General features: G+C 75.2%; 21 protein-coding genes. 12 read left to right on the forward strand and 9 right to left on the reverse strand.

The genetic code is table 11. The features are described 5' to 3' along the window. Positions 1–12 precede the first annotated feature (12 nt). Positions 13–2,259, forward strand: coding sequence for an AAA family ATPase (locus AFB00_RS13585; protein WP_068800289.1), 2,247 nt, complete (start codon positions 13–15; stop codon positions 2,257–2,259). A 16-nt stretch (positions 2,260–2,275) separates the two neighbouring features. On the opposite strand, the gene AFB00_RS13590 is transcribed toward AFB00_RS13585, so the two are convergent. Both AFB00_RS13590 and AFB00_RS13595 read right to left on the reverse strand, forming a co-directional pair. Then, on the reverse strand, positions 2,276–2,944 hold the full coding sequence (locus tag AFB00_RS13590) for a LytR C-terminal domain-containing protein (RefSeq protein ID WP_068797532.1): 669 nt from the start codon (positions 2,942–2,944) through the stop codon (positions 2,276–2,278). Positions 2,945–2,972: 28 nt separating this feature from the next. Next, on the reverse strand, positions 2,973–3,284 hold the full coding sequence (locus tag AFB00_RS13595; RefSeq protein ID WP_068797533.1) for a DUF3263 domain-containing protein: 312 nt from the start codon (positions 3,282–3,284) through the stop codon (positions 2,973–2,975). A gap of 196 nt (positions 3,285–3,480) precedes the next feature. Between AFB00_RS13595 and AFB00_RS13600 the strand changes: the two genes are divergently transcribed. Next, positions 3,481–4,062 (forward strand): peptide deformylase, encoded by a 582-nt coding sequence (locus AFB00_RS13600; protein ID WP_068797534.1) that lies wholly within the window; start codon positions 3,481–3,483, stop codon positions 4,060–4,062. Between the two features lie 92 nt (positions 4,063–4,154). Beyond that, positions 4,155–4,409 carry a hypothetical protein gene (locus AFB00_RS13605; protein WP_068797535.1) on the forward strand — a complete coding sequence of 85 codons (255 nt, stop codon included), beginning with the start codon at positions 4,155–4,157 and terminating at the stop codon, positions 4,407–4,409. Positions 4,410–4,424: 15 nt separating this feature from the next. Here AFB00_RS13605 and AFB00_RS13610 read toward each other — a convergent pair whose 3' ends face one another. Together AFB00_RS13610 and AFB00_RS13615 are read right to left on the reverse strand one after the other, a co-directional pair. Beyond that, complete coding sequence (locus AFB00_RS13610) at positions 4,425–5,066, reverse strand: response regulator (protein WP_068797536.1); 642 nt, start codon at positions 5,064–5,066, stop codon at positions 4,425–4,427. Next, positions 5,063–6,268, reverse strand: a complete 1,206-nt coding sequence (locus tag AFB00_RS13615) for a sensor histidine kinase (RefSeq protein ID WP_068797537.1) — start codon at positions 6,266–6,268, stop codon at positions 5,063–5,065. The genes AFB00_RS13610 and AFB00_RS13615 overlap by 4 nt, the downstream gene beginning before the upstream one ends. Before the next feature lie 457 nt (positions 6,269–6,725). Between AFB00_RS13615 and AFB00_RS13620 the strand changes: the two genes are divergently transcribed. Both AFB00_RS13620 and AFB00_RS13625 read left to right on the forward strand, forming a co-directional pair. Next, complete coding sequence (locus AFB00_RS13620; RefSeq protein ID WP_068800290.1) at positions 6,726–7,481, forward strand: ABC transporter ATP-binding protein; 756 nt, start codon at positions 6,726–6,728, stop codon at positions 7,479–7,481. Next, entirely contained in the window at positions 7,478–9,628 is a 2,151-nt protein-coding gene (locus AFB00_RS13625) for an FtsX-like permease family protein (protein WP_068797538.1), read from the forward strand. The genes AFB00_RS13620 and AFB00_RS13625 overlap by 4 nt, the downstream gene beginning before the upstream one ends. Positions 9,629–9,702: 74 nt before the next feature. Here the strand turns inward: AFB00_RS13625 and AFB00_RS13630 are convergent, their stop codons facing one another. After that, positions 9,703–10,134: a nitroreductase family deazaflavin-dependent oxidoreductase gene (locus AFB00_RS13630; protein ID WP_068797539.1), complete on the reverse strand. Its 432-nt coding sequence runs from the start codon at positions 10,132–10,134 to the stop codon at positions 9,703–9,705. A gap of 216 nt (positions 10,135–10,350) precedes the next feature. Here AFB00_RS13630 and thiC point away from each other — a divergent pair, with 216 nt between their 5' ends. Further along, the gene (thiC, locus tag AFB00_RS13635) at positions 10,351–12,000 is read left to right on the forward strand and encodes a phosphomethylpyrimidine synthase ThiC (protein WP_068797540.1); all 1,650 of its coding nucleotides are present in this window, start codon (positions 10,351–10,353) and stop codon (positions 11,998–12,000) included. A gap of 14 nt (positions 12,001–12,014) precedes the next feature. Here thiC and AFB00_RS13640 read toward each other — a convergent pair whose 3' ends face one another. Next, positions 12,015–12,662, reverse strand: coding sequence for a Uma2 family endonuclease (locus AFB00_RS13640; protein WP_083275508.1), 648 nt, complete (start codon positions 12,660–12,662; stop codon positions 12,015–12,017). Between the two features lie 195 nt (positions 12,663–12,857). Between AFB00_RS13640 and thiD the strand changes: the two genes are divergently transcribed. The 4 genes from thiD (at position 12,858) to AFB00_RS13660 (ending at position 17,503) form a co-directional block, all read left to right on the forward strand. Beyond that, on the forward strand, positions 12,858–13,712 hold the full coding sequence (thiD, locus tag AFB00_RS13645; RefSeq protein ID WP_068800292.1) for a bifunctional hydroxymethylpyrimidine kinase/phosphomethylpyrimidine kinase: 855 nt from the start codon (positions 12,858–12,860) through the stop codon (positions 13,710–13,712). A 157-nt stretch (positions 13,713–13,869) separates the two neighbouring features. Then, positions 13,870–16,131, forward strand: a complete 2,262-nt coding sequence (locus AFB00_RS13650; protein WP_068797541.1) for a xanthine dehydrogenase family protein molybdopterin-binding subunit — start codon at positions 13,870–13,872, stop codon at positions 16,129–16,131. Beyond that, positions 16,128–16,688, forward strand: a complete 561-nt coding sequence (locus AFB00_RS13655; protein ID WP_068797542.1) for a (2Fe-2S)-binding protein — start codon at positions 16,128–16,130, stop codon at positions 16,686–16,688. The genes AFB00_RS13650 and AFB00_RS13655 overlap by 4 nt, the downstream gene beginning before the upstream one ends. Next, the gene (locus AFB00_RS13660) at positions 16,685–17,503 is read left to right on the forward strand and encodes an FAD binding domain-containing protein (protein ID WP_068797543.1); all 819 of its coding nucleotides are present in this window, start codon (positions 16,685–16,687) and stop codon (positions 17,501–17,503) included. Before AFB00_RS13655 ends, AFB00_RS13660 begins: the two co-directional genes overlap by 4 nt. Positions 17,504–17,514: 11 nt before the next feature. Here AFB00_RS13660 and AFB00_RS13665 read toward each other — a convergent pair whose 3' ends face one another. Both AFB00_RS13665 and AFB00_RS13670 read right to left on the reverse strand, forming a co-directional pair. Further along, positions 17,515–18,159 carry a response regulator transcription factor gene (locus AFB00_RS13665; RefSeq protein ID WP_068797544.1) on the reverse strand — a complete coding sequence of 215 codons (645 nt, stop codon included), beginning with the start codon at positions 18,157–18,159 and terminating at the stop codon, positions 17,515–17,517. Next, the gene (locus tag AFB00_RS13670; RefSeq protein WP_156819525.1) at positions 18,156–19,433 is read right to left on the reverse strand and encodes a sensor histidine kinase; all 1,278 of its coding nucleotides are present in this window, start codon (positions 19,431–19,433) and stop codon (positions 18,156–18,158) included. Before AFB00_RS13670 ends, AFB00_RS13665 begins: the two co-directional genes overlap by 4 nt. 110 nt (positions 19,434–19,543) lie before the next feature. Between AFB00_RS13670 and AFB00_RS13675 the strand changes: the two genes are divergently transcribed. Beyond that, positions 19,544–20,143, forward strand: a complete 600-nt coding sequence (locus AFB00_RS13675) for a hypothetical protein (protein ID WP_068797545.1) — start codon at positions 19,544–19,546, stop codon at positions 20,141–20,143. Next, on the forward strand, positions 20,133–21,266 hold the full coding sequence (locus AFB00_RS13680; RefSeq protein ID WP_197519845.1) for a DUF418 domain-containing protein: 1,134 nt from the start codon (positions 20,133–20,135) through the stop codon (positions 21,264–21,266). Before AFB00_RS13675 ends, AFB00_RS13680 begins: the two co-directional genes overlap by 11 nt. Here the strand turns inward: AFB00_RS13680 and mftM are convergent. Further along, positions 21,151–21,927 (reverse strand): mycofactocin oligosaccharide methyltransferase MftM, encoded by a 777-nt coding sequence (gene mftM, locus AFB00_RS31855; protein WP_083275509.1) that lies wholly within the window; start codon positions 21,925–21,927, stop codon positions 21,151–21,153. The two genes, AFB00_RS13680 and mftM, sit on opposite strands and share 116 nt — an antisense overlap. Positions 21,928–21,944: the final 17 nt, after the last annotated feature.

Here is a 21,944-nt window from a genome sequence, read left to right on the forward strand (position 1 = left end):
AGCGTGGCCGCCGTGGGAGAACCCTCGCTGACCCTCCTCGTCCGCCTGGCCCCGGTGGCCACCGACGCCCGGCGCGGGGTGATCCGGCTGCACCCCGAGGTGCTGGCCGGGCTCGGTCTCCGGTCCTGGGACGCCGTGACGCTCACCGGGTCCCGGGTGACGTCCGCGCTGGCGGTCGCCGGGGACGCCGGGACGCCGCACGGCCAGGTCCGGCTGGATGACGTCACGCTGTCCAACGCCGGGCTGACCGACGGCGCGCAGGTCGTCGTCGCACCGGCGGCGGTGACCGCCGCCCGCGAGGTCCGGCTGCTCGGCTCCCGGCTCGCCACCTCGACGGTCGGCCCGGCCACGCTGCGCCTCGCCCTGATGGGGAAGGTCATCGTCCGCGGGGACGCGGTGTCCCTGCTGCCCCAGGACATCGACCCGCCGCCCGGCTCCGACGTCGGGACGGTGCGCCGGGCGCTGGCCGCCGCGGTCGGTGGCGCGTGGACCTCGGAGCTGCTGACCGTCGCCGTCGCGGACCCGGACGGGCGCCCGGTCGTGGTGGCGCCGTCGACGGTCGTCGGCTGGCAGGGGGGCGCGGACACCGGAGTCGTGGTGGGCCCGACCGGCCACGGTGCGCGACCGGTTCCGGCCGGCGCCGCGCCGGCTCCGGCTCCGGTCGAGGCCGCGAGCGGGGCCGAACCGCCGCCGGCGATCGACGATCTCGCGGCGAACGAGACGGTCGCCCGGCGGCTGCTCGACTGGCTGGAGCTGATGATCCGGCGCCCCGAGCTGCTCACCCGGCTGGGCGGGGACGCCCGGCTCGGCGTGCTCGTCACCGGGCCGGAGGGCGCGGGGAAGGCGACCCTGGTGCGCAGCGCGGCCGCGGCGGCCGGGGCGCGGTGCGTGGAGCTCGTCGGTCCCGCCGTCGCGGCGGTGGAGCCCGCGACGGCGGCCGAGCGGGTGCGGGCCGCGATCGCCGACGCCCGGTCCGTCCCGGGGGCGCCCGCCGTGCTGCTCGTACACGACGCCGAGGCGCTGCTCCCGGCGTCGGACCCGCCCCCGCTGGCCACCCTGGTGCTCGACGAGCTGCGGGCCGCCACCCGCGCCGGCGGGCCCGCGCTCGTCGTCACCAGCGCGGAGCCGGAGGGTCTCGATCCGCGGCTGCGCGCGCCCGATCTCGTGGACCGCGAGCTCGCCGTGGGGCTGCCGGACACCGCGACCCGGCGGGCGTTGCTGGAACGGCTGCTGTCCGGCGTCCCCCGGGCCGGGGACGTCGACCTGGGAGTGGTCGCGGCCCGGACGCCGGGCTTCGTCGTCGCCGATCTCGCCGCGGTGCGCCGGGAGGCCGCGGTCTCCGCGGCCCTGCGCCCCGGCGACACGACCGAGGAGGTCCGCCAGCAGGACCTGCTCGACGCGGTCGGTGCGGTCCGGCCGATCTCGCTCTCCGACGGCGGCACCCTGAGCGCCGGTGGTCTCACCCTCGACGACGTCGGCGACATGACCGAGGTCAAGCAGTCCCTCACCGAGGCGGTGCTGTGGCCGCTGCGGCACCCGGACTCGTTCGCCCGGCTCGGCGTCGACGCCCCGCGCGGGGTGCTGCTCTACGGCCCGCCCGGCGGTGGCAAGACGTTCCTGCTGCGCGCACTGGCCGGATCCGGTGATCTCAACGTGTTCGCGGTGAAGGGCGCCGAGCTGCTCGACAAGTACGTCGGCGAGTCCGAGCGCGCGGTCCGGGAGCTGTTCCGCAGGGCCGCGGAGGCCGCACCGGCGCTGATCTTCCTGGACGAGGTGGACGCGCTGGCCCCGCGCCGCGGCGGCTCCACCGACGCCGGGGTGGCCGACCGGGTCGTCGCCGCCCTGCTGACCGAGCTGGACGGGGCGACGCCGCTGCGGGAGGTCGTCGTCGTGGGGGCGACGAACCGGCCGGAGCTGATCGACCCGGCGCTGCTGCGGCCCGGTCGTCTGGAACGCCTGGTGTTCGTCCCGCCGCCGGACGCCGCGGCCCGGGCCGACATCCTGCGCGCGTCCGGCCGGGACGTGCCGCTGGCCGACGACGTCGACCTGGACGAGATCGCCGCCGATCTCGACGGCTACTCGGCCGCCGACTGTGCCGCCCTGCTGCGCGAGGCGGCGCTCACCGCGATGCGCGAGTCGCTGGAGGCCGGCGAGGTGACCGCCGCGCACGTCGCGACGGCCCGCCGGGCGGTGCGGCCGTCACTCGACCCGGCGCAGGTCGCCGAGCTGGAGGCGTACGCGGCCCGCCGGTCCGACTGAACCGGCGGGTCCGGCGTCAGGCCGCCGAGAAGTCCCGGGTGACGATGACGATCACGCCGGGGGTGGCGTCCTGGATGCCGTCGAAACGCGGCTCGACCCGCATCCCGAACTTCTTCGCGATCTCGTCCGCGGCGGCCCGCTCGCCGCTGCCCTCGCGGTAGTAGACCGTCGAGGTCGGGATGACGCCGGTGGAGTAGTTCTGCACCTCGGCGACGTCCCAGCCGTTGGTGCGGAACTGCCCGGCCGCCTTCTCGGCGAGTCCGCGGATCGTCGAGTTGTTGTAGATCCGCACGGCGGGCCGGGCGGCGGTGGCCGAGCCCTCCCCGGCCGCGCTGCCGCCGGCGGACGCCTCGCCACCACCGGGCACCGGGGCCGGCGGCGGGGGTGCGACGGCCGGGCCGGGGCCCTCGTAGCCGGGCGATCCGGGCGTGCCGGGGGCGCCGGGGGTCAGCGGCGAGTCCGGGTCCGGCGCGGGGCTCTCGCTCGACGGGGGCGGCGCCGGAGCCGGCTCCTCGGACCCGGGGACGGGCTCCGCACTCGCCGGCGGCGGCGCGGCCTGCGGGTCCTGCTCGCCCCCGCCACCGAGGCCGAACAGGCCGACCACACCGGCGACCACACCGACGCCGATCAGCGCGATGCCGGCGATCTTCAGCGGCGACTGTCCGCCGGACGCGGGTGCGGTCATGGTGACCTCCGAGGGTTCAACGGGTCGCTCAGGGTTCGAGACCGAGGCGCCGGGCGGCACGGGTGCGCTGGCGGCTGGAGCGCAGCCGGCGCAGGCGCTTCACCAGCAGCGGGTCGACGGCCAGGGCCTCCGGCTTGTCGACGAGTGCGTTCAACACCTGGTAGTAGCGGGTTGCGGACATGTCGAACAGCTCGCGGATCGCCTGTTCCTTGGCGCCCGCGTACTTCCACCACTGGCCCTCGAACGCGAGGATCTCGCGCTCCCGGCGGTCGAGATCACGGGACGGGGCGGAGCGGCGGTGTGCTCCGCGGCGCTCCGGCAGGGACCCAGCGGACTCCATCACGCTCCTCGCGCGGCCGACGAACTCGGTCGGCGGGACCCTCGCGGGAAGGCCGCCGCCGGTGCGAATGACATGGCTGTCGTTCGCGGATCGGATTGAACCACACGGCAATGGGGGCGATCGGCCACGACGCGCCACGCGGGAGCGAAACCGCCCACCCGGGATCGGGGCCGGGCCGTGACCGTACCCTGCGCCGGTGACGGTTCTGCGCATCCGCATGGTCGGCGATCCGGTGCTGCACCACCCCACCCGTCCGGTGGGGGAGGTGGACGACGAGCTCCGCACGCTCGTGGCGGACATGTTCGAGACGATGGCCGCGGCGAACGGTGTCGGCCTCGCCGCCAACCAGGTCGGGGTCGACCTGCGGCTGTTCGTGTTCGACTGCCCGGACGAGACCACCCGGACGATGGTCCGCGGGCACGTGCTCGATCCCGTCCTCGAGACGGGCGAGCTCCCGGCGTCGATGCCGGACCCGGACGACGACGAGGAGGGCTGCCTCTCGGTGCCGGGTGAGAGCTACCCGACCGGGCGCGCGGAGTGGGCCAGGGTGACCGGCACCGACCTCGACGGCGCCCCGGTCGTGGTGGAGGGGCACGGCTTCCTGGCCCGCTGCCTGCAGCACGAGACCGACCACCTCGACGGCCGCCTCTACCTGGACCGGCTGATGGGCCGCAACCAGCGGGCTGCGCGCAAGATGCTCAAGCGCAACGGCTGGGGCACCCGGGCCGACTCCTGGGACCCGACGTCTACCGCCGCCGAGGACGTGCCGAGGGGCTGAGGCCGCCTCCTCCTACGGGCCGAGCCGTGACCTGCGAGAACCGTACCTCCGGCCGATGCCGGGGACCCCTGGTCCGGGGCATTGTCCTAGCCATGGTGCTGACGATCCTGGCTGTGACCCCGGTGCTGGCCATCCTGCTCGTGATGGCAGCCCAGCCGCTCTTCGAGATGTGGGACGCGCGGTCCTCCGAGCGCGCCGTCCCGGACCCCGGCCACGCCCCGGCGCTCGTGCCGGACGTGCCGGTGTCCGCCCAGCCGACCCTGTTCCCGGAGTCGCTCGGCGACGTGGCCGTCGTCCTGCGGATCCCGGAGCAGCGCGCGGCCCGCACCGTGCCGGTCGCCCACTGACGCAACCCGCGGGACTCACTCGACCAGACGGTTCTCCCAGGCCCACGCGGCGATCTCGACCCGGTTCCGGGCGTCGAGCTTGGAACCGATGTTCGTCAGGTGGGTCTTGACGGTGGACAGCGAGACGAACAGGTCCCCGGCGATCTCGTGGTTGGTCCGGCCGCGGGCGACCGCGCGCACGACGTCCAGCTCGCGCGGCGAGAGCCCCATCGGGTCCGACGGCGGTTCCGGCGCCGGCTCGGTGAGCCGCTCCAGCAGCCGGACCGTGATCGACGGCGACACCAGGGCGTCCCCCGCCGCGGCGGCGCGTACCGCCTCCACCAGCAGCCGCGGGCCCGCGTCCTTCAGCAGGAAGCCGCAGGCACCCGAGCGCAGCGCCCCGTAGACGTACTCGTCGAGGTCGAATGTCGTCACGACGACGATCCGCGGCGGCTGCGGGTCCGCGGACAGCGTCCGGGTCGCGGTGATCCCGTCCGTCCCGGGCATCCGGATGTCCATCAGCACCACGTCCGGGCGCACCTCACGGGCGAGCGCCACGGCGTCGTGCCCGGTCCCGGCCTCGCCCAGCACCTCGATGTCCGGCTCGGCGGAGAGGATCAGCCGGAAGCCGGTGCGCACCATCTCCTGGTCGTCGGCCAGGACGACGCCGATGCTCACCGGGCACCGGCCAGCGGCAGCTCCACCAGCACCATCCACGCGGCCGGCCCGTCCGGGCCCACCTGCAGCGTCCCGCCCAGCGCACCGACCCGCTCCGCCATGCCGGCGAGGCCGAAGCCGCCCCGGCCCAGCGTGGAGGACCGCCGCTCGGGCGAGCCGCCCTCGTTCCGCACCGTCACCTCGAGCCGTCCCTCCCGCCTGTGCATGCCGACCCGGACCGAGGTCGCGTCCGGCGCGTGCCGGTGCACGTTGGTCAGAGCTTCCTGCACCACCCGGTAGGCGGTCGCACCGACCCCCGGCGGCAGCTCGGTGAGGTCCGGGTCGCGGTCGAGCGTGGTACGGGTGCGGGCCGGGTCGAAGCGGTCCACCAGCTCGTCGACGTCGGACGGCCCGTGCACGACGGTGCGCCCCGCCTCCTCGCCGCCCCGCAGCACGCCCACCATCCGGCGCATGCCGGCCAGCGCCTCGGCGCCGGCCCGTTCGATCGACTCCAGCGCCGGGCCGGCCTCCTCGGGCCGGGTCCGGGCCACGGTGACGGCGGCCTGCGCGGCGACGACGATCCCGGTCACGTGGTGGGCGACGACGTCGTGCAGCTCGCGGGCCAGCTCCAGGCGCTCGTTGGACCGGGCCTCGGTCAACCGGGCCTCGCGCCGGACCCGGATCTCGCGCAGCACGGCGGCCAGCGCCACCGCGGACGCCCAGCCCAGCCCGCAGAGCGCGGTGAACGTCGCGTCGTCGATGGCGTCGGTCGGGAAGCGCAGCACCGGCATCCCGACGATGACCAGGAACGAGACGACCGCGGTGCCCACGGCGACCAGCCCGGACGCCTGCCGCACGGTCACCACGGTGATGATCGCCAGCGCCAGCAGCTCGGCCAGCGACAGCGCCGTGATCCGGCCACCGGAGAACGTCGCGGCGGTGATGGCCGACGCGACCGACAGCACGGCCGACGAGCCGAACGCGACGATCGCGATCTGCTCGGTGGGCTGGACGTAGCGGGTCAGGACCACGGCCACGACGAGCAGCCCGGTGATCGGGCTGGAGTACCTGAACGCCGAGCCCTCCGCCAGCGACGGCCCGGCGACGACGTCGAAGGCCAGCCAGAACAGGTAGGCGAACGCCTCGAGGGTGAACAGCAGGGACCGGAACCGCGCCGCGGGGGGCGCCGGTTCCGCCTGCACGGCAGTGGTCTGGCCGGACATGGCGCACACCCTAGGGCTGAGAACGCGGCGCCCACCTCGTCCGGAAGTACGACGGACCGGTGCCCGACAACCGTCCTCCGGTCCGACGCGGACGGGGGGCCCGCCGCGGCATGGTCATCGCCATGCTCGATGTCCTGGTGAACTGCGCCGCCGTGGTCGGTGGCGTCGTGCTGTTCCTGATGCTGGTGACGGTCGCGGTGCTGCCGCTGCTGGAGGAGTGGCGGGAGCAGCGATGAGCGCGCCCCGTCCCGTGCCCCCGCAGCCGCCCCACCACGCCGTGACGCCCCAGGCGCACCGCGCCGTGCAACCGGAAGCGCACCGCGCCGTGCCACCCGAGGCGCACCGCGCCGGGCCACCTGAGCCGCACCGCGCCGGGCCACCTGAGCCGCACCGCGCCGGGCCACCCGAGGCGCACCGCGCCGGGCCGCCCCAGGCGCCCCGTGCCGCCGCCGCGGCGATCGGGCTGGTCCGGTCCTACGGCGAGGGCCGCTCCGCCGTCCGCGCGCTGGACGGCGTCACCCTCTGGTTGCCCGCGGGCCGGTTCACCGCGGTGATGGGGCCGTCCGGCTCCGGCAAGTCCACGCTGCTGCACTGCCTGGCCGGGCTCGACCGGCCGACGGCGGGGCAGGTGCTGCTCGGCGACACCGACCTCGGCGCGCTCGGCGACGCCGCGCTCACCGCCGTCCGCCGGGACCGGATCGGGTTCGTGTTCCAGGACGGCAACCTGCTGCCGCACCTGAGCGCCGGGGAGAACATCGACCTCGCCGCGTCGCTCGCGGGCCGCCGGCCGGACCGGCAGTGGCGCACCGAGCTCGTCGAGCGGCTCGGGATCGCCGACCGGCTCGCCCACCTGCCCTCGGAGCTGTCCGGCGGGCAGCGGCAGCGGGTCGCGGTCGCCAGGGCACTGCTGGGGCGCCCGGAGCTGGTCGTCGCCGACGAGCCGACCGGTGCGCTGGACACGGCGTCCGGACGCGAGCTGCTGGGCCTGCTGCGCGGCTGCGTGGACGACTACGGCCAGACCGTCGTCATGGTCACCCACGACCCGCTGGCGGCCTCGGTGTCGGACCAGGTCCTGCTGCTGCGCGACGGCGTCGCCGCGGGCCGGATCACCGACCCGACCCCCGGCTCCGTCCTCGCCGCGCTGGGCGATCTCAGCGCGCCCCGGCGGGGTGGCCCGGGCGGCCCGCCGCGCACGGCGGCGGTGCCGTCGTGAGGCGGTTCGGCAACCCGGCGACCCGCGCGGCGCTGGCCGGGATCCGCCGCCGGCCCCGGCAGACCCTGCTGACCGGACTCGCGGTGCTGGTCGCCACGGTGTTCGCGGCCGGGACCGTGCAGTTCACCGAGACCATGCGGGACGCGTTGCTGGCCGACTCGACGCGCACCCCGCCGGGGGCGTCGTTCGTCGTCGGCCAGCCGCAGGACGACGCGGGTGCCGGTCCGCTCGCCGCCCGGCTCGCCGCGGTCCCCGGGGTGACCGAGGTGGTGCCCGTCCAGGAGGGCGAGCTGCCGGTGACCGTGGGCGGCAGCACCGCCCAGTGGCGGATCGGTACCGACCCGGCCACCGGCCCGATGTCGGTGCGCCCGGCCCCGGAGCAGGGGCACGCACCCGGACCCGGCGAGGTGCTGCTGAGCGCCGCGACCGCCGAGCGGACCGGTCTCGGTCTGGGCGACGCGCTGAGCGTGTCCGGGCGCCCGTTCACCGTCGGCGGGATCTCCTCGCACGGCCTGGACGGCGGGGACGGCCTGCTGCTGAGCCCGGCCGACGCGGTCGCCTTCGGCCCGGACCTGTACTACGGCGCGCGGGTCGACGTCGCGGGCACGCCCGAGAAGGCCGCGCTGGAGGCCGTCGCGGGGGGTGCCGACGTCCAGACCGCGGACGAGGCCCGCGACACCGAGATCGCGAGCGTCGCCGGTGCGGTGACGTCGGTGCTGGCCGCGCTGTCGGTGTTCGTCGGGCTCGCGCTGGTCGCGGCCGTCGTGGTGGTCGGCTCGACGTTCCGGATCGTGCTCGGCCGGCGCGGGCGGGAGCTCGCCATGCTGCGCTGCGTCGGGGCCACCCGGGGCCAGGTGACCCGCTCGGTGCTCGCCGAGGCCGGGATCACCGGACTGGTCGCCGGGGTGGTGGGGGCCGTGGTCGCCACCGGCGGGTCGTACGCGGTGCTGGCCGTCATGCGGGCGACCGGGACGGACGTGCCCGCGCTCGCGCTGTCGCCGTTCGGGCTGGCCGGGTGCGTGCTGCTCGCGGTCGTCGCGGCGCTGCCTCCGGCGCTCGCCGCCGGCCGGGTGCCGCCGGTGGTGGCCCTCGGGGCGGCGGACAGCACCGAGGCGCGCGGCCCGAGCGCGCGGCGCCGGCTGCCCGCGGTGGTCGTGCTGCTGGTGCTGGCGGCCGGGATCGGGGCCCTCGGCACGATCGTGGGCGACTCCCTCGGCGGCCTGGCGCTGGTCGCGCTGAGCGGGCTGGTGGCGTTCGCCGCGCTGGTCGTGGCCGGGCCGTACCTGGTCGGCGGGGCCGCGGCGCTCGTCGCACCGCTGGTGGCCCGGTCCGGTCCGGCCCGGCTGGCCGTCGCGAACGCCCGCCGGGTGTCCCGGCGCACCGCGGCGACGACGACGGTGCTCGCGCTCGGGGTCGGCCTGACCGCCGCCCTGCTCGTCGGGATCGACGGCGCCACCGCCGACGCCAGGGACTCGATCGACAGCAACTACCGGTCCGAGGTGCTGGTGCTGCCGGCGAGCTCGTCGTCGGAGGAGGACCCCGCCGCGCGGCGGGTGGCCGCCGACGCCCTCGCGGCCCGGCTCGGGGAGCGGCCGGAGCTGCGGGTGCAGACCGACGAGACCGAGATCCTGGTCGACTCCGCACCCGGGACCGATCCGATGGCGGTGCGCACGGCGGTCGCGGAGGCGACCGGCGGCACCGGAGCCGTGGTGCTGTGGACCGCGGACGCGCGGGCGAACACCGAGCAGGTGTTCTCGGTCGTCCGGATGGTCGGCGGCGGCCTCGTCGGGGTGACCCTGGTGGTCGCCGTGCTCGGGGTCGGCGTGACGCTGGCCCTGTCGGTGGCCGAGCGGACCCGGGAGATCGCCCTGCTCAGGGCGCTCGGCCTGACCCGGTCCGGGGCCAGGGGATCGGTCGCCGCCGAGGCGGCACTGGGCGGGGCCGTGGGGGCGGTCGTCGGCGTGGTGCTGGGCGGGGTCTACGGGGCGCTGGGCCTACAGGCGATGGACATGGCGGGGGCGGTGCCGCCGTTCGGGCAGCTGCTCGTGCTGGGCGGCGGGGTCGTCCTGGTCGCGGTCCTGGCGTCGGCGACGTCGATGCGCCGGGTCGGGCGGGTCACCCCGGCCACCGGGCTGGCCGCCGGCTGAGCCGGCACCGCCGGCCGGTGCGCGCCCGCACGAGGGGTCGGGCGCGCACCGGCCGCGCGGTCAGGGCCGGGTGGTCAGGCCTCCGGCTCGAGCACGAAGACCGGGATGACCCGGGAGGTCTTCTCCTGGTACTCCGCGTAGGGCGGGTAGGCCTCGACCGAGCGGTCCCACCACTCCTGGCGCTCCTGCCCGGTGACCTCACGCGCGGTGTAGGAGCCGGTGGTGGCGCCGTCCTGCACCTGGACCGTGGGGTGCGCCAGCACGTTGTGGTACCAGGCCGGGTGCTCCGGGGTGCCGCCCTTGGAGGCGATCATCGCGTAGGAGCCGCCGTGCTCGACGCGCATGACCGGCACGTAGCGCTGCTTCCCCGACTTCGCGCCGGTCGTCGTCACCAGGACGATCGGGCGGTCCATGACCGTGACGCCCTCGGTCGTCCCGGTCTGCAGGATCTTCTCGGTCTGCTTGCGCACCCAGTCGGTCGGGCTCAGTTCGGCGTTCTGCGTCATGCGAATGACCAACCCGGACGTCGTCGTGGTCATTCCTCGCAACCGGGTGAGGTCCGCCGAAGGGCTGTTCTTCCGCGCCGGGCGTGCCTACCGTGAGGGAGAACGATCAACTGAACACGCGGGAGCTCCGTCGCGCGGGGCTGAGAGGGCGACAGACCGATTCACGGTCGCCGACCGCAGAACCAGCCGGGTAATGCCGGTCAGGGAGGAAGTCGAATGACGACTGTACACGTGCGTCCGCAGGTCACCACCGGTCCGATCCAGGGCTCGGCGAAGGCCTATGTGGAGGGTCCGGACGGGATCTCCGTCCCGGTCCGGCGGATCGCCCTGAGCAACGGTGAGCACCACGACGTCTACGACACCTCCGGCCCCTACACCGACACGGACGCGACGATCGACGTGCGGGCGGGCCTGCCCGCGCTGCGGTCGTCGTGGACCGGGGGCCGGCGGGACGACGACGGCGGGCCGGGCACCCAGCTCTCGCTGGCCAGGGCCGGGGTGATCACCGCGGAGATGCGCTACATCGCGGTCCGCGAGCGGTGCGACGCCGAGCTGGTGCGCTCCGAGGTGGCCCGGGGCCGGGCGGTGATCCCGGCGAACGTGAACCACCCCGAGGCCGAGCCGATGATCATCGGCAAGCGGTTCCTCACCAAGGTCAACGCCAACATCGGCAACTCCGCGGTCTCCTCCTCGATCGAGGAGGAGGTGGAGAAGATGGTCTGGGCGACGCGGTGGGGTGCCGACACCGTGATGGACCTGTCCACCGGGAAGGACATCCACGCCACCCGGGAGCGGATCCTGCGCAACTCCCCGGTCCCGATCGGCACCGTGCCGATCTACCAGGCGCTGGAGAAGGTCAACGGCGACCCGGAGAAGCTGACCTGGGAGATCTACCGGGACACCGTGGTCGAGCAGTGCGAGCAGGGCGTCGACTACATGACGGTGCACGCCGGGGTGCTGCTGCGCTACGTGCCGCTCACCGCCAAGCGGGTCACCGGGATCGTCTCCCGCGGCGGGTCGATCATGGCGGCCTGGTGCCTGGCACACCACCGGGAGTCGTTCCTCTACACGCACTTCTCCGAGCTGTGCGAGGTGCTGCGGCGCTACGACGTCACGTTCTCCCTCGGTGACGGGCTGCGTCCCGGCTCGATCGCCGACGCCAACGACGAGGCCCAGCTCGCCGAGCTCGCGACGCTGGGCGAGCTGACCCGGATCGCGAAGTCGCACGACGTCCAGGTGATGATCGAGGGTCCCGGCCACGTCCCGATGGACAAGATCGTCGAGAACGTCCGGCTGGAGGAGGAGTGGTGCGACGAGGCGCCGTTCTACACCCTCGGCCCGCTCGCGACCGACATCGCGCCCGGCTACGACCACATCACCTCGGCGATCGGCGCCGCCCGGATCGCCGAGGCGGGCACCGCGATGCTCTGCTACGTCACCCCCAAGGAGCACCTGGGCCTGCCGAACCGGGACGACGTCAAGGTCGGCGTGATCAGCTACAAGATCGCCGCGCACGCCGCCGACCTGGCCAAGGGCCATCCGCACGCGCAGTCCCGGGACGACGCCCTGAGCCAGGCCAGGTTCGAGTTCCGCTGGCGCGACCAGTTCGCGCTGTCCCTGGACCCGGACACCGCGCAGCGCTACCACGACGAGACGCTGCCCGCGGAGCCCGCGAAGACCGCACACTTCTGCTCGATGTGCGGCCCGAAGTTCTGCTCGATGAAGATCACCCAGGACGTGCGGGACTACGCCGAGGCGCACGGCCTGACCAGCGTCGAGGCGATCGAGGCGGGGATGGACGAGAAGTCGGGCGAGTTCCGCGACGAGGGCGGCCGGGTCTACCTGCCGATCTCGGCGGGGGACTGACCGGACCTCCCGGCTCAGAGCAGGGTGTCCAGGTCGACGGTGGCGGCGAACGGTGCGGTGGCGGTGTGCCGGCCGGTGACGACGCCACCGTCGGCGTAGCCGAACTCGCCGGCGAGGTGGCAGGCGAGCAGGGAGACCGGGTCGCCGAGATCGACGATCCAGTAGTGGGCGATCCCGGCGTCGGCGTACTCGCCGCGCTTGGTGACGTGGTCGAGCCGCCGGGAGCCCGGCGAGACGATCTCCACGACGAGGCGGACCTCCGCAGCCCGGACGACTCCGCCCTCGCTGCGTACCCGGCGGCGCGCATCCCGGTCGACCACGACGAGATCGGGCCGGCGGACCGTGCCGGGGGCGGTGGCCGGTACGAGGCCGAGGTCGACGTCGACCTCGACGAGGACCTCGGTGTCGGCCGCCACCCGTCCCCGCAGCTGGAACGCCAGTTCGAGCGCTGCGTGACCGTGATCGGGAGCGGGGCCCGGGGACATGAGGACCTGACCTTCGACGAGTTCGGTGTGACCGGGTTCGACCTCGCCGATCTCCAGATAGTCGGCGACGGTCAACAGGTGCAACGCGGGCACCGGCCGGACCGGCGGCGCGCTCCCGGACGGCTGTCCCGGCCCGGACCGCGACGGTTCGAACCGCTCGGACGGTTGTGCTCCCATGGCTGGCCTCCTCTGCACGCAGTGTTCCACGCGACCCGGCATTTCCCGGGCGTCGCGGACGATCCGGCACCGGATACCGTCCGGTGTGCGGGAGCTCGTGCGTCGAGCGGGCTGAGAGGGCGGCTGGGTCCGGTGCGGACCGGCGCCGCCGACCGCGGGACCGGCCGGGTAATGCCGGCCAGGGAGGACCGGATCATGCGACCCACCGTCGGCACGACACCGCCGCGGACCCTGACCATCGCCGGCACCGACTCCGGCGGCGGCGCCGGCATCGCCGCCGACCTGCGCGCGTTCGCCGCCTGCGGGGTGCACGGCTGCCTCGCGGTGTGCGCGGTGACCGTGCAGAACACCGTGGGCGTCACCGGCGTCCACACCGTGCCGGTCGAGACGATCGCCGGGCAGATCGGCGTCGTCGCGGCCGACATCGGGCTGCAGGCGGCGAAGACCGGGATGCTGGCGACCGCGGAGATCATCGCCGCCGTCGCACGGGCCTGCGACGACAACGGGATCGGTGCGGACCGGGCGACCCCGCTCGTCGTCGACCCGGTCGCGGCGTCGATGCACGGCGACCCGCTGCTCGCCGGCGAGGCGCTCGACGCCTACCGGGAGACCCTGTTCCCGCGGGCGACGCTGGTGACCCCGAACCTCGACGAGATCCGGCTGCTCGTCGAGCACGACGTGACCGACCGCGACGGCCAGTACGCCGCGGCCCGGGCGCTGCACGCGCTCGGGGCGCACGCCGTCCTGGTCAAGGGCGGGCACCTGCCCGGCGACGCCGAGGGCTGCCTCGACCTGCTCTACGACGGCGAGACCTTCGTCGAGCTGCCCGGCCCGCGCTTCGACACCGCGAACACCCACGGCGGCGGGGACTCGCTCGCCTCGGCGATCACCGCGGGGCTCGCGCACGGGCTGCACCTCGTCGAGGCGGTGCGGTTCGGGAAGCGCTACATCGTCGAGGCGGTGCGGCACTCCTATCCCCTGGGCGCCGGACACGGCCCGGTCTCCCCGCTGTGGGCCGTCCGCCCGTGGTGGGAGACCCCCGCCCCCTGAGCCAGGCCCGGCGTGCGGCGGCTCGTGCCGAGTGTTCGGAGATTTCCGGCTGATCCGGGCGCATCTGCGGACACGGAACGAGCTCGGGCCGGTGCAGCGCCCTGACCTGCGTGATCCGGTCTGCGGACACCCCCGGGCGGCTATACGCTCGCGATCGATGAGCATCTTGGGCACCCGCGTCGTCCGCACCGAGGATCCGGTCTTCCTCACGCGGGGCGCGACCTACACCGACGACCTGACCGACGAGCGGTTGACCGGGGCGTTGCACCTGACGCTCGTCCGCTCGCCGCTGGCCCACGCGACGATCACCTCGGTGGACGTCTCGGCCGCGCTGGAGTCGCCGGGCGTCGTCGCCGTCGTCACCGGGGCGGACCTCGACATCGCCCCGGCCCTGCTGTTCCCCGGGGCGGCGAAGGCGATGACCCGGCCGTTCCTGGCGACCGACCGGGTGCGGTTCGTCGGCGAGCCGGTCGCGGCGGTGCTCACCGAGCAGCTCTACCAGGGCGAGGACGCCGCGGAGCTGGTCGACGTCGAGTACGACCCGCTCGACGTGGTGATCGACCCGCTGGCCGCGGCCCGCGACGAGATCCTGCTGTTCCCCGAGGCGGGCACCAACACCGCGGCCGTGTACGGGTACGACGAGGACCCCGATCCGGACTACTTCGCCGGGTGCGAGGTCGTCGTCGGCCGGGACATCGTCAACCAGCGCCTCGCGGCGGCCCCGCTGGAGACCCGGGCCGCCAGCGCCTGGTGGGACGGCGACCGGGTCACGATCCACATGTCCAACCAGAACGCCCAGGGCGGCCGGGACGAGGTCGCCGACTGGCTCGGCCTGGCCCCGGAGAAGGTCCGGGTCGTCCTGCCGGACGTCGGCGGCGGGTTCGGCGCGAAGATCGGCGCCGACCCGGAGTTCGCGCTGGTGGCGTGGCTCGCGCGCCGGCAGGGGCGGCCGGTCCGCTGGAACGAGTCCCGCTCGGAGAACATGACCGGGATGGTGCAGGGCCGGGCCCAGCGCCAGACGGTGACGATCGGCGGCACCCGCGCCGGCCGGATCACCCACTACCGGCTCGACGTCGTGCAGGACCTCGGCGCCTACCCGCGGCTCGGCACGTTCCTGCCGGTGTTCACCCTGATGATGGCGCCCGGCACCTACGACATCGAGAACGTCGACTTCCGCGCCCGGACGGTCGTCACGAACACCACCTCGGTGGCCGCCTACCGCGGTGCCGGGCGGCCGGAGGCGACGGCGGCGATCGAGCGGGCGGTCGACCTGTTCGCGCACGAGATCGGGATGGACCCGGTCGAGATCCGGAAGCTGAACGTGGTGGCGCCGGAGCGGTTCCCGTTCCGCACCAAGGGCGGCGTCGAGTACGACTCGGGCCGGTTCGCCGAGGCGCTCGACCTGGCCGTCGCCGAGGCCGGCTACGAGCGGCTGCGGGCCGAGCAGCGGGCCCGGCGCGAGCGCGGCGACGTCCGCCAGCTCGGCATCGGCGTCTCCTCCTACGTGGAGATCACCGGCGGCGGCGCGTTCGCCGAGGACGCGTCGGTCGAGGTGCACGCCGACGGCACGGTGACCGTGCTGACCGGCACCTCGCCGCACGGTCAGGGGCACGCGACGGCCTGGGCGATGCTCGCGTCCGACCAGCTCGGCGTACCGATCGAGAAGATCACCGTCCGGCACGGCGACACCGAGCTGGTGCCGCGCGGCGGGGGCACGATGGGGTCCCGCTCGTTGCAGACCGGCGGCGTCGCCGTGCACCAGGCGTCGGCGGAGCTGGTCGACCTCGCCAAGCAGCGGGCCGCGGACCTGCTGGAGGCGGGCGTCGAGGACCTGGAACTGGATCCCGCGACCTCGGCGATCACGGTGCGCGGCGTGCCGTCGGCGCGCAGCGTCACGCTCGCCGAGCTGGCCGCCGCCGACGAGCTCAAGGTGGACACCACCTGGGACGGCAAGAAGCCGACGTTCCCGTTCGGCGCGCACGTCTGCGTGGTCGAGGTCGACACCGAGTCCGGCAAGGTCACGGTGCAGCGGATCGTCGCGGTGGACGACGCCGGTCCCATCCTCAACCCCCTGCTGTGCGACGGGCAGCGCCACGGCGGCATCGCCCAGGGCATCGCCCAGGCGTTGCTGGAGGAGGTCCTCTACGACGAGAACGGCACCCCGCTCACCGGCACCTTCGCCGACTACGGGATCCCGTCCGCGGCCGAGCTGCCCAGCTTCGACCTGGTCGAGATGACCACGCCCAGCCCGGTGAACCCGATGGGCTACAAGGGCATCGGCGAGGCCGGGACGATCGGGTCCACCCCCGCGACGCAGAGCGCCGTGGTCGACGCCCTGTCCCACCTGGGCGTCACGCACATCGACATGCCCCTGACCCCGATGCGGGTCTGGGAAGCCATCGAGGAGGCTCGCGGATGAAGGTCGAGATCACCGTCAACGGCGAGCGCACCGCCGCCGACGTCGAACCCCGCCAGCTGCTCGCGCACTACCTGCGCGAGACGGTCGGGCTCAAGGCCACCAACATCGGCTGTGACACCAGCTCCTGCGGCGCCTGCACGGTGCTGCTCGACGGCGAGGCCGTGAAGTCCTGCACCGTGCTGTCGGTCCAGGCCGACCAGCTCGGCGTCACGACGATGGAGGGGCTCGACGGCGCCTCCGACGGCCGCCCGGAGCACCCCGTCACCGCCGCGTTCCGGTCCGAGCACGGCCTGCAGTGCGGGTTCTGCACCCCGGGCATGGTCATGTCCGCGGTGTCGCTGATCAGCCACGATCCCGACCTCGACGAGCGCAGGGTGCGGGAGGGACTGGAGGGCAACCTCTGCCGCTGCACCGGCTACCACAACATCGTCCGCGCGGTGCTCGTCGCGGCGGGCAAGGACCCGGACGCCGAGCAGCGGGCCGAGGCCGAGTCCGGTGCGCTGCGCACCGCACCCGCCTTCTCCCGTGGCGAGTCCGCAGAGGAGGCCGGGGCATGATCCCGCTCGCGTTCGACTACGCCCGCCCGGACACCCTCGACGACGCCATCGCGCTGCTCGCCGAGAAGGGCGAGGACGCCAGCGTCCTGGCCGGCGGGCACTCGCTGATCCCGGTCATGAAGATCCGGCTCGGCGCGCCCGAGTTCCTGATCGACATCGGCCGGCTGCCCGAGCTGTCCTACGTCCGTACCGACGGCGGCGAGATCGCGATCGGTGCCGGTACCAAGCACCGCGACGTCGTGAACTCGCCCGAGCTGGCCGCCGAGGTCCCGTTGCTGCCCGCGGTCGCGCGGACCGTCGGCGACCCGCAGATCCGGGCCCGCGGCACCCTCGGCGGGACGCTCGCGCACGGTGACCCCGCCGCCGACCTGCCGGCGGCGGTGCTCGCGCTGGACGGCACGGTCGTCCTGCAGGGGCCGCGCGGCCGGCGCGGCGTGCCGATCGGGGAGTTCTACACCGGGGTGTTCAGCACGGTCCGCGAGCCGGACGAGCTGATCGTCGAGATCCGGGTCCCGCGCTGCGCCGGGAAGGGCTGGGCCTACGAGAAGTTCACCCGGCGCAGCAACGACTGGGCGATCGTCGCCGTCGCGGTGTGCGACGACCGGGTCGGTCTGGTCAACATGGGCTCCACGGCGCTGCGGGCCGGTGCCACCGAGCGGGCGCTGGCCGACGGCCGTCCGGTCGCCGAGGCGGCCGCGCTGGCCGCCGAGGGCACCGAGCCGCCGTCGGACACGCACGGCACCCCGGCCTACCGCGCCCACCTGGCCCGGGTGCTGACCCGCCGCGCCCTGATGACCGCCCGCGAGGGCGGCTGACCCGGGCGGGGTCAGGTCAGGCCGGCGTCCTGGGCGGCGATCGCGGCCTGGGTGCGGGAGCGCAGGCCGAGTTTGGCCAGTACCCGGGACACGTGGGTCTTCGTCGTCCCCTCCGAGATCACCAGTTCGGCGGACAGCTCGGCGTTCGACAGGCCACGGCCCAGGCCGGCGAGGACGTCGCGCTCCCTGGCGGTGAGGTCCGCCAGCCCCGGGACGGCGGTGGGGTGCGGTGACCCGGCGTAGCGCGCGATCACCCGGCGCGTGATCTCCGGGGCGAGCACCCCGTCGCCGCGGGCGACCGCCCGGACCCCGTCGGTCAGCCGGGTCGCGTCGACCGACTTGAGCAGGAAACCGGCGGCCCCCGCGGCGAGCGCGGCGTCGACCAGGTCGTCGAGGTCGAACGTGGTCAGCACGAGCACCTGCGCGGACGCCTCGGCGAGGATCCGCCGGGTGGCCTCGATCCCGTCGATGCCGGGCATCCGGATGTCCATGAGCACGACGTCCGGGCGGTGCTCGGCGGCGGCGCGGACGGCGGCCAGGCCGTCCCCGGCCTCGGCGACGACCTCGATGTCCGGCGCCGAGCCGAGGATCAGCACCAGCCCGGTGCGCACGGCCTCCTGGTCGTCGGCCACCACGACACGCAGGATCGGGGTCATGCCACGGGTCCTTCCGGGTCGAGGGGGAGCACGGCACGGACCAGCCAGCCGCGGTCCGGGCTGCCGTCCGGGCCGGCGTCCAGGGTGCCGCCGACGGCCGTGGCCCGCTCGCGCAGCCCGTCGAGCCCGGTGCCGCCGTGCAGCCCGGGGCCCTCGGCGGCGCGCCGCCCCGGACCGTTGCGGACCTCGATGACGAGCCCCGCCGCGTGGCGGGCCCCGTGCGATCCCGGGGCATCGCCGGACCCGTGGTGTGCCGTCCGGCCGGGGCCGGGGCCGGGGCCCAGGTGCACCGTGACGCGGGAGGCGGGTGCGTGCTTGGCCGCGTTGGTCAGGGACTCCTGCACGATCCGGTAGCCCGCGAGATCGACCGGGGCGGGCAGCGGGGCGGTGCCGCGGTCGTCGCGCAGCGTCACGTCCAGACCGGTCGCGCGGGCCTCCTCCAGCAGGGCGGCCAGCTCGGCGAGGCGGGCGGGGGCGCCCGGCGGGTCGGAGCCGTCGCGGAGCAGCCCGATCATGGTGCGCATCTCGCCGAGCGCGGCGACGCCGGACTCGCGGACGGTGCCGAGGACCCGGCGGACCAGCTCGTCGTCCGCACCCGGCTGCAGCGCGGCCTCGGACTGCAGCGCGATCGCCGAGAGCCGGCCCGCGACGACGTCGTGCAGGTCGCGGGCCATCCGGGCCCGCTCGGCCGCGACCGCCGCGTCCCGTTCCCGGGCGGCGGCGTGCTCGGCCGCCGCGGCCCGGGCGCGTTCGGCGGTGGCGATGTCCCGGTGCCGTCGCACCTCCAGCCCCCACACCAGCGGGATCCCGACGACGAGGGCCAGGTTGAGCGCGTTGTACACGGTCGGCCGGGTACCGGACAGCAGCAGCGAGACCAGGGTGAGCACCGCCGTCGCGACCGCGGAGCCGACGGCGACCGCCCGCGACGTCCGGCGCGAGGTGTAGAGGACGGCGCAGTAGAGCAGGTCGGTGAACACCAGGACCGTGCCGACCTCGGTCCGCCCGTCGGTCAGCGGCCCCAGCAGCAGCGCCGCCGTCGTCACCAGCAGTCCCAGCGGTGCGGCGCTGCGGCGCACCGTGGCGCCGGCGCAGGCCAGCACGAGCACCGCGATCGATGCGGTGCCCGGCCCGGTGTCGGCGCCCCACCAGTGGATCCGGGCCTCGGGGAGCGCCCAGGCCAGGAGCAGGCCGAACGCCAGCCAGACGATCGCGACCCCCGCGTCGCGCACCGGTGCGGGCGCGCGCTGCTCCCGGTCGGCCAGGTACGCGATCACCCCGACATCCCAGCACGCCCGCGGACACGGCGGCGTCCGTCGAAGGAGGTACACCCGGATCGGTCGTGCGCCGGACGACCGCGGCCGCCCGGCCGGGCAGTGTCGGTCCCATGGAGGACTCACTGCTCGCCGAGCCGCTGCTGTGGCTGATCGGCGCGTCCGAGATCGGTCTCTGGGTGTTCCTGGGCGCGGGGCTGGCGGCGCGGTACGTGCTGCGCCGGCCCCGGCTGGGCGGGGTGCTGCTGCTCGGCGTGCCGCTGATGGACGTCGTGCTGGTCACCGTGTCGACCGCGGACCTGGCGAGCGGCGGGGAGCCGTCCCGGGTGCACGGACTGGCCGCGCTGTACCTGGGCCTCACCGTCGCGTTCGGGCACTCGTTGGTGCGCTGGGCCGACGCGCGCTTCGCGCACCGGTTCGCCGGCGGGCCGCGACCGGTGAAGCCGCCGCGCGGCGGGCCGGCGCGGATGCGCCACGAGTGGCGGGAGTACCGCAAGGTCGTCCTCGCGTGGGTGCTCACCGCCGTGGTGCTGGCGCTGTTCACCGTCGCCGGCGGGCTCGGCTTCCCGGCGCCCGGGGCGTGGCCGGCCGATCCGCTGTGGTCCTGGCTGGGGACGGCGACGGTGGTCGCGGTGATCTGGCTGGTGGCGGGGCCGTTGTGGGCGACCGTCTTCCCCGGTGACGACGACCGGGAGCCCACCGGTGTCCGCTGACCGGCTGAGCGCGCCGGACGTCCTGCGCGGGCTCGCGATCGCCGGGACGTTCGCGACGAACATCTGGGTCTTCGCCGACCCGCGCGGCCCGGCCGCGGTGTTCGCCGGGTTCGACGGCGGCTGGTGGGCCGACACCGTCCTGCGCACGGTCGCCAACGGCAAGTTCCTCGCCCTGCTGACCCTGCTGTTCGGGATCGGCATGGAGCTGCAGTACCGGTCCGCGGTGCGCCGCGGGGTGCGCTGGCCGGGCCGGTACCTGGCCAGGGCGGGGATCCTGTTCGTCGAGGGACTGCTGCACTACGTGCTGGTGTTCGAGTTCGACGTCCTCATGGGCTACGCGATCGCCTCGGTCCTGGTGGCCTGGCTGGTCGGGCGCTCGGCCGCGGTGCGGGTCGCCGCGGGGTCGCTCGCGGGGGCGTTCGTACTGCTCGTCGTCGGGGCGCTCACCCTGGCCGGAGCCCCGGGGGGCGGCGTGCCGGCGTACCCGGCGACCTGGAGCGGTCAGGTCGGGGAACGGCTCACCGGGATGGGGCTCTACCGGATCGAGCTGGTGCTGATCGTGCCGTCCGCGGTGGTGCTGTTCCTGCTCGGCTCGGCGCTGCTGCGGGCCGGCGTGTTCGCCGGCGACGCGGCCGGGGCCCGGCTCCGGCGCGGGCTGACGGCCGTCGGGGCGGTCGGCGTGCTGCTCACCGTGCTGACGGCGCTCGGCGGGCCGGCCTGGTTCGCCGTCGAGCGCTACCTGGCGGCCCCGCTGGTCGCGGCCGGGCTGCTGGGGCTGGTCCCGGCCCTGCTGCTGCGGTCCCGGGGCCGGGGCGGGCGGGTGCGGCACGGCGTCGTCGCGATCGGCCGGACGGCGATGAGCTGCTACGTCGGGCAGAACGTCGTCGCGGCGGTGCTGTTCCACGCGTGGGGCCTCGGGCTGGCCGGGACCCTCGCGACCGTCGCCGCCCCGGCGCGGACCGCCGTCGTCGTCCTGGTCTGGGTGGCCGTCGTCGCGGGGTCGGGGATCATCGCGTCGGCGTGGCTGCGGCACCACGACCGCGGTCCGCTGGAGGCGCTGACCCGGCGTCTGCTCGGTCGAGATCGATCACCAGCCAGCCCCCGTGCCACTCGGTCACCGTGACCTGCGCCGGGGCTCCCACCGGTGGGAGGAGGGTGCGCAGGGTGGCGGGGGTGAAGGTGCGCAGGTGGCCCCAGGCCGGGTTGGGGGTGTCCTCGAACGGGACCGCGACCACGACGCGGCGGCGGGCCAGGCGCAGCATCTCGGTGAGCACCCGGGCGCCGTCGGCCTCGTCCAGGTGCTCGACGAGGTGCACGGCGAACACGGTGTCCGCGCTGCGGTCGGGCAACGGGACGGAACGGGCGTCGGCGACCCGGGTCGTGAGCCCGACGCCGAGGGGACGGGCGACCCGGGTGAGCAGGTCGACCGTGCCGGGGGTCAGGTCGGTCGCGGTCACCCGGTGGCCGTCCCGGGCCAGCTGCAGGGCCAGGAACCCGAAGCAGCAGCCCAGCTCCAGCACGTCCGGCCCGACGGCGAGCGACCGCGCCATCGCGTGCACGGGGGCGGTCTCGGCGTTCGTCCCGCCCGGCACCGGGGTCCCGGCGAGCGCGTCCAGGGTGTTGCGGTAGAAGGCGAGCCAGGCCTCGTCCGGATCGTCCGCGGTGCCCAGGACGCAGGCCACGAACGCCTCCTCGAAGCGGTCCGGCGCGAGCAGCCCCGGTGCGACGAGCGTGCGGTCCAGCCAGCCGGCGAGATCGTTGCTGATCCGGTCGGTCCCGATCATCGGATGTCCCCCAACGG

The organism is Pseudonocardia sp. HH130630-07 (assembly GCF_001698125.1).
GTDB lineage: Bacteria > Actinomycetota > Actinomycetes > Mycobacteriales > Pseudonocardiaceae > Pseudonocardia.

What these genes read in the sequence shown, in the direction of transcription:
- AFB00_RS13650 (WP_068797541.1), top strand. Translation starts at nt 13,870, where the DNA reads ATGAGCATCTTGGGCACCCGCGTCGTCCGCACCGAGGATCCGGTCTTC.
- AFB00_RS13595 (WP_068797533.1), bottom strand. Translation starts at nt 3,284, where the DNA reads ATGGAGTCCGCTGGGTCCCTGCCGGAGCGCCGCGGAGCACACCGCCGC.
- AFB00_RS13665 (WP_068797544.1), bottom strand. Translation starts at nt 18,159, where the DNA reads ATGACCCCGATCCTGCGTGTCGTGGTGGCCGACGACCAGGAGGCCGTG.
- AFB00_RS13675 (WP_068797545.1), top strand. Translation starts at nt 19,544, where the DNA reads ATGGAGGACTCACTGCTCGCCGAGCCGCTGCTGTGGCTGATCGGCGCG.
- AFB00_RS13640 (WP_083275508.1), bottom strand. Translation starts at nt 12,662, where the DNA reads ATGGGAGCACAACCGTCCGAGCGGTTCGAACCGTCGCGGTCCGGGCCG.
- AFB00_RS13630 (WP_068797539.1), bottom strand. Translation starts at nt 10,134, where the DNA reads ATGACGCAGAACGCCGAACTGAGCCCGACCGACTGGGTGCGCAAGCAG.
- AFB00_RS13655 (WP_068797542.1), top strand. Translation starts at nt 16,128, where the DNA reads ATGAAGGTCGAGATCACCGTCAACGGCGAGCGCACCGCCGCCGACGTC.
- mftM (WP_083275509.1), bottom strand. Translation starts at nt 21,927, where the DNA reads ATGATCGGGACCGACCGGATCAGCAACGATCTCGCCGGCTGGCTGGAC.
- thiC (WP_068797540.1), top strand. Translation starts at nt 10,351, where the DNA reads ATGACGACTGTACACGTGCGTCCGCAGGTCACCACCGGTCCGATCCAG.
- AFB00_RS13605 (WP_068797535.1), top strand. Translation starts at nt 4,155, where the DNA reads ATGGTGCTGACGATCCTGGCTGTGACCCCGGTGCTGGCCATCCTGCTC.
- AFB00_RS13590 (WP_068797532.1), bottom strand. Translation starts at nt 2,944, where the DNA reads ATGACCGCACCCGCGTCCGGCGGACAGTCGCCGCTGAAGATCGCCGGC.
- AFB00_RS13660 (WP_068797543.1), top strand. Translation starts at nt 16,685, where the DNA reads ATGATCCCGCTCGCGTTCGACTACGCCCGCCCGGACACCCTCGACGAC.
- thiD (WP_068800292.1), top strand. Translation starts at nt 12,858, where the DNA reads ATGCGACCCACCGTCGGCACGACACCGCCGCGGACCCTGACCATCGCC.
- AFB00_RS13615 (WP_068797537.1), bottom strand. Translation starts at nt 6,268, where the DNA reads ATGTCCGGCCAGACCACTGCCGTGCAGGCGGAACCGGCGCCCCCCGCG.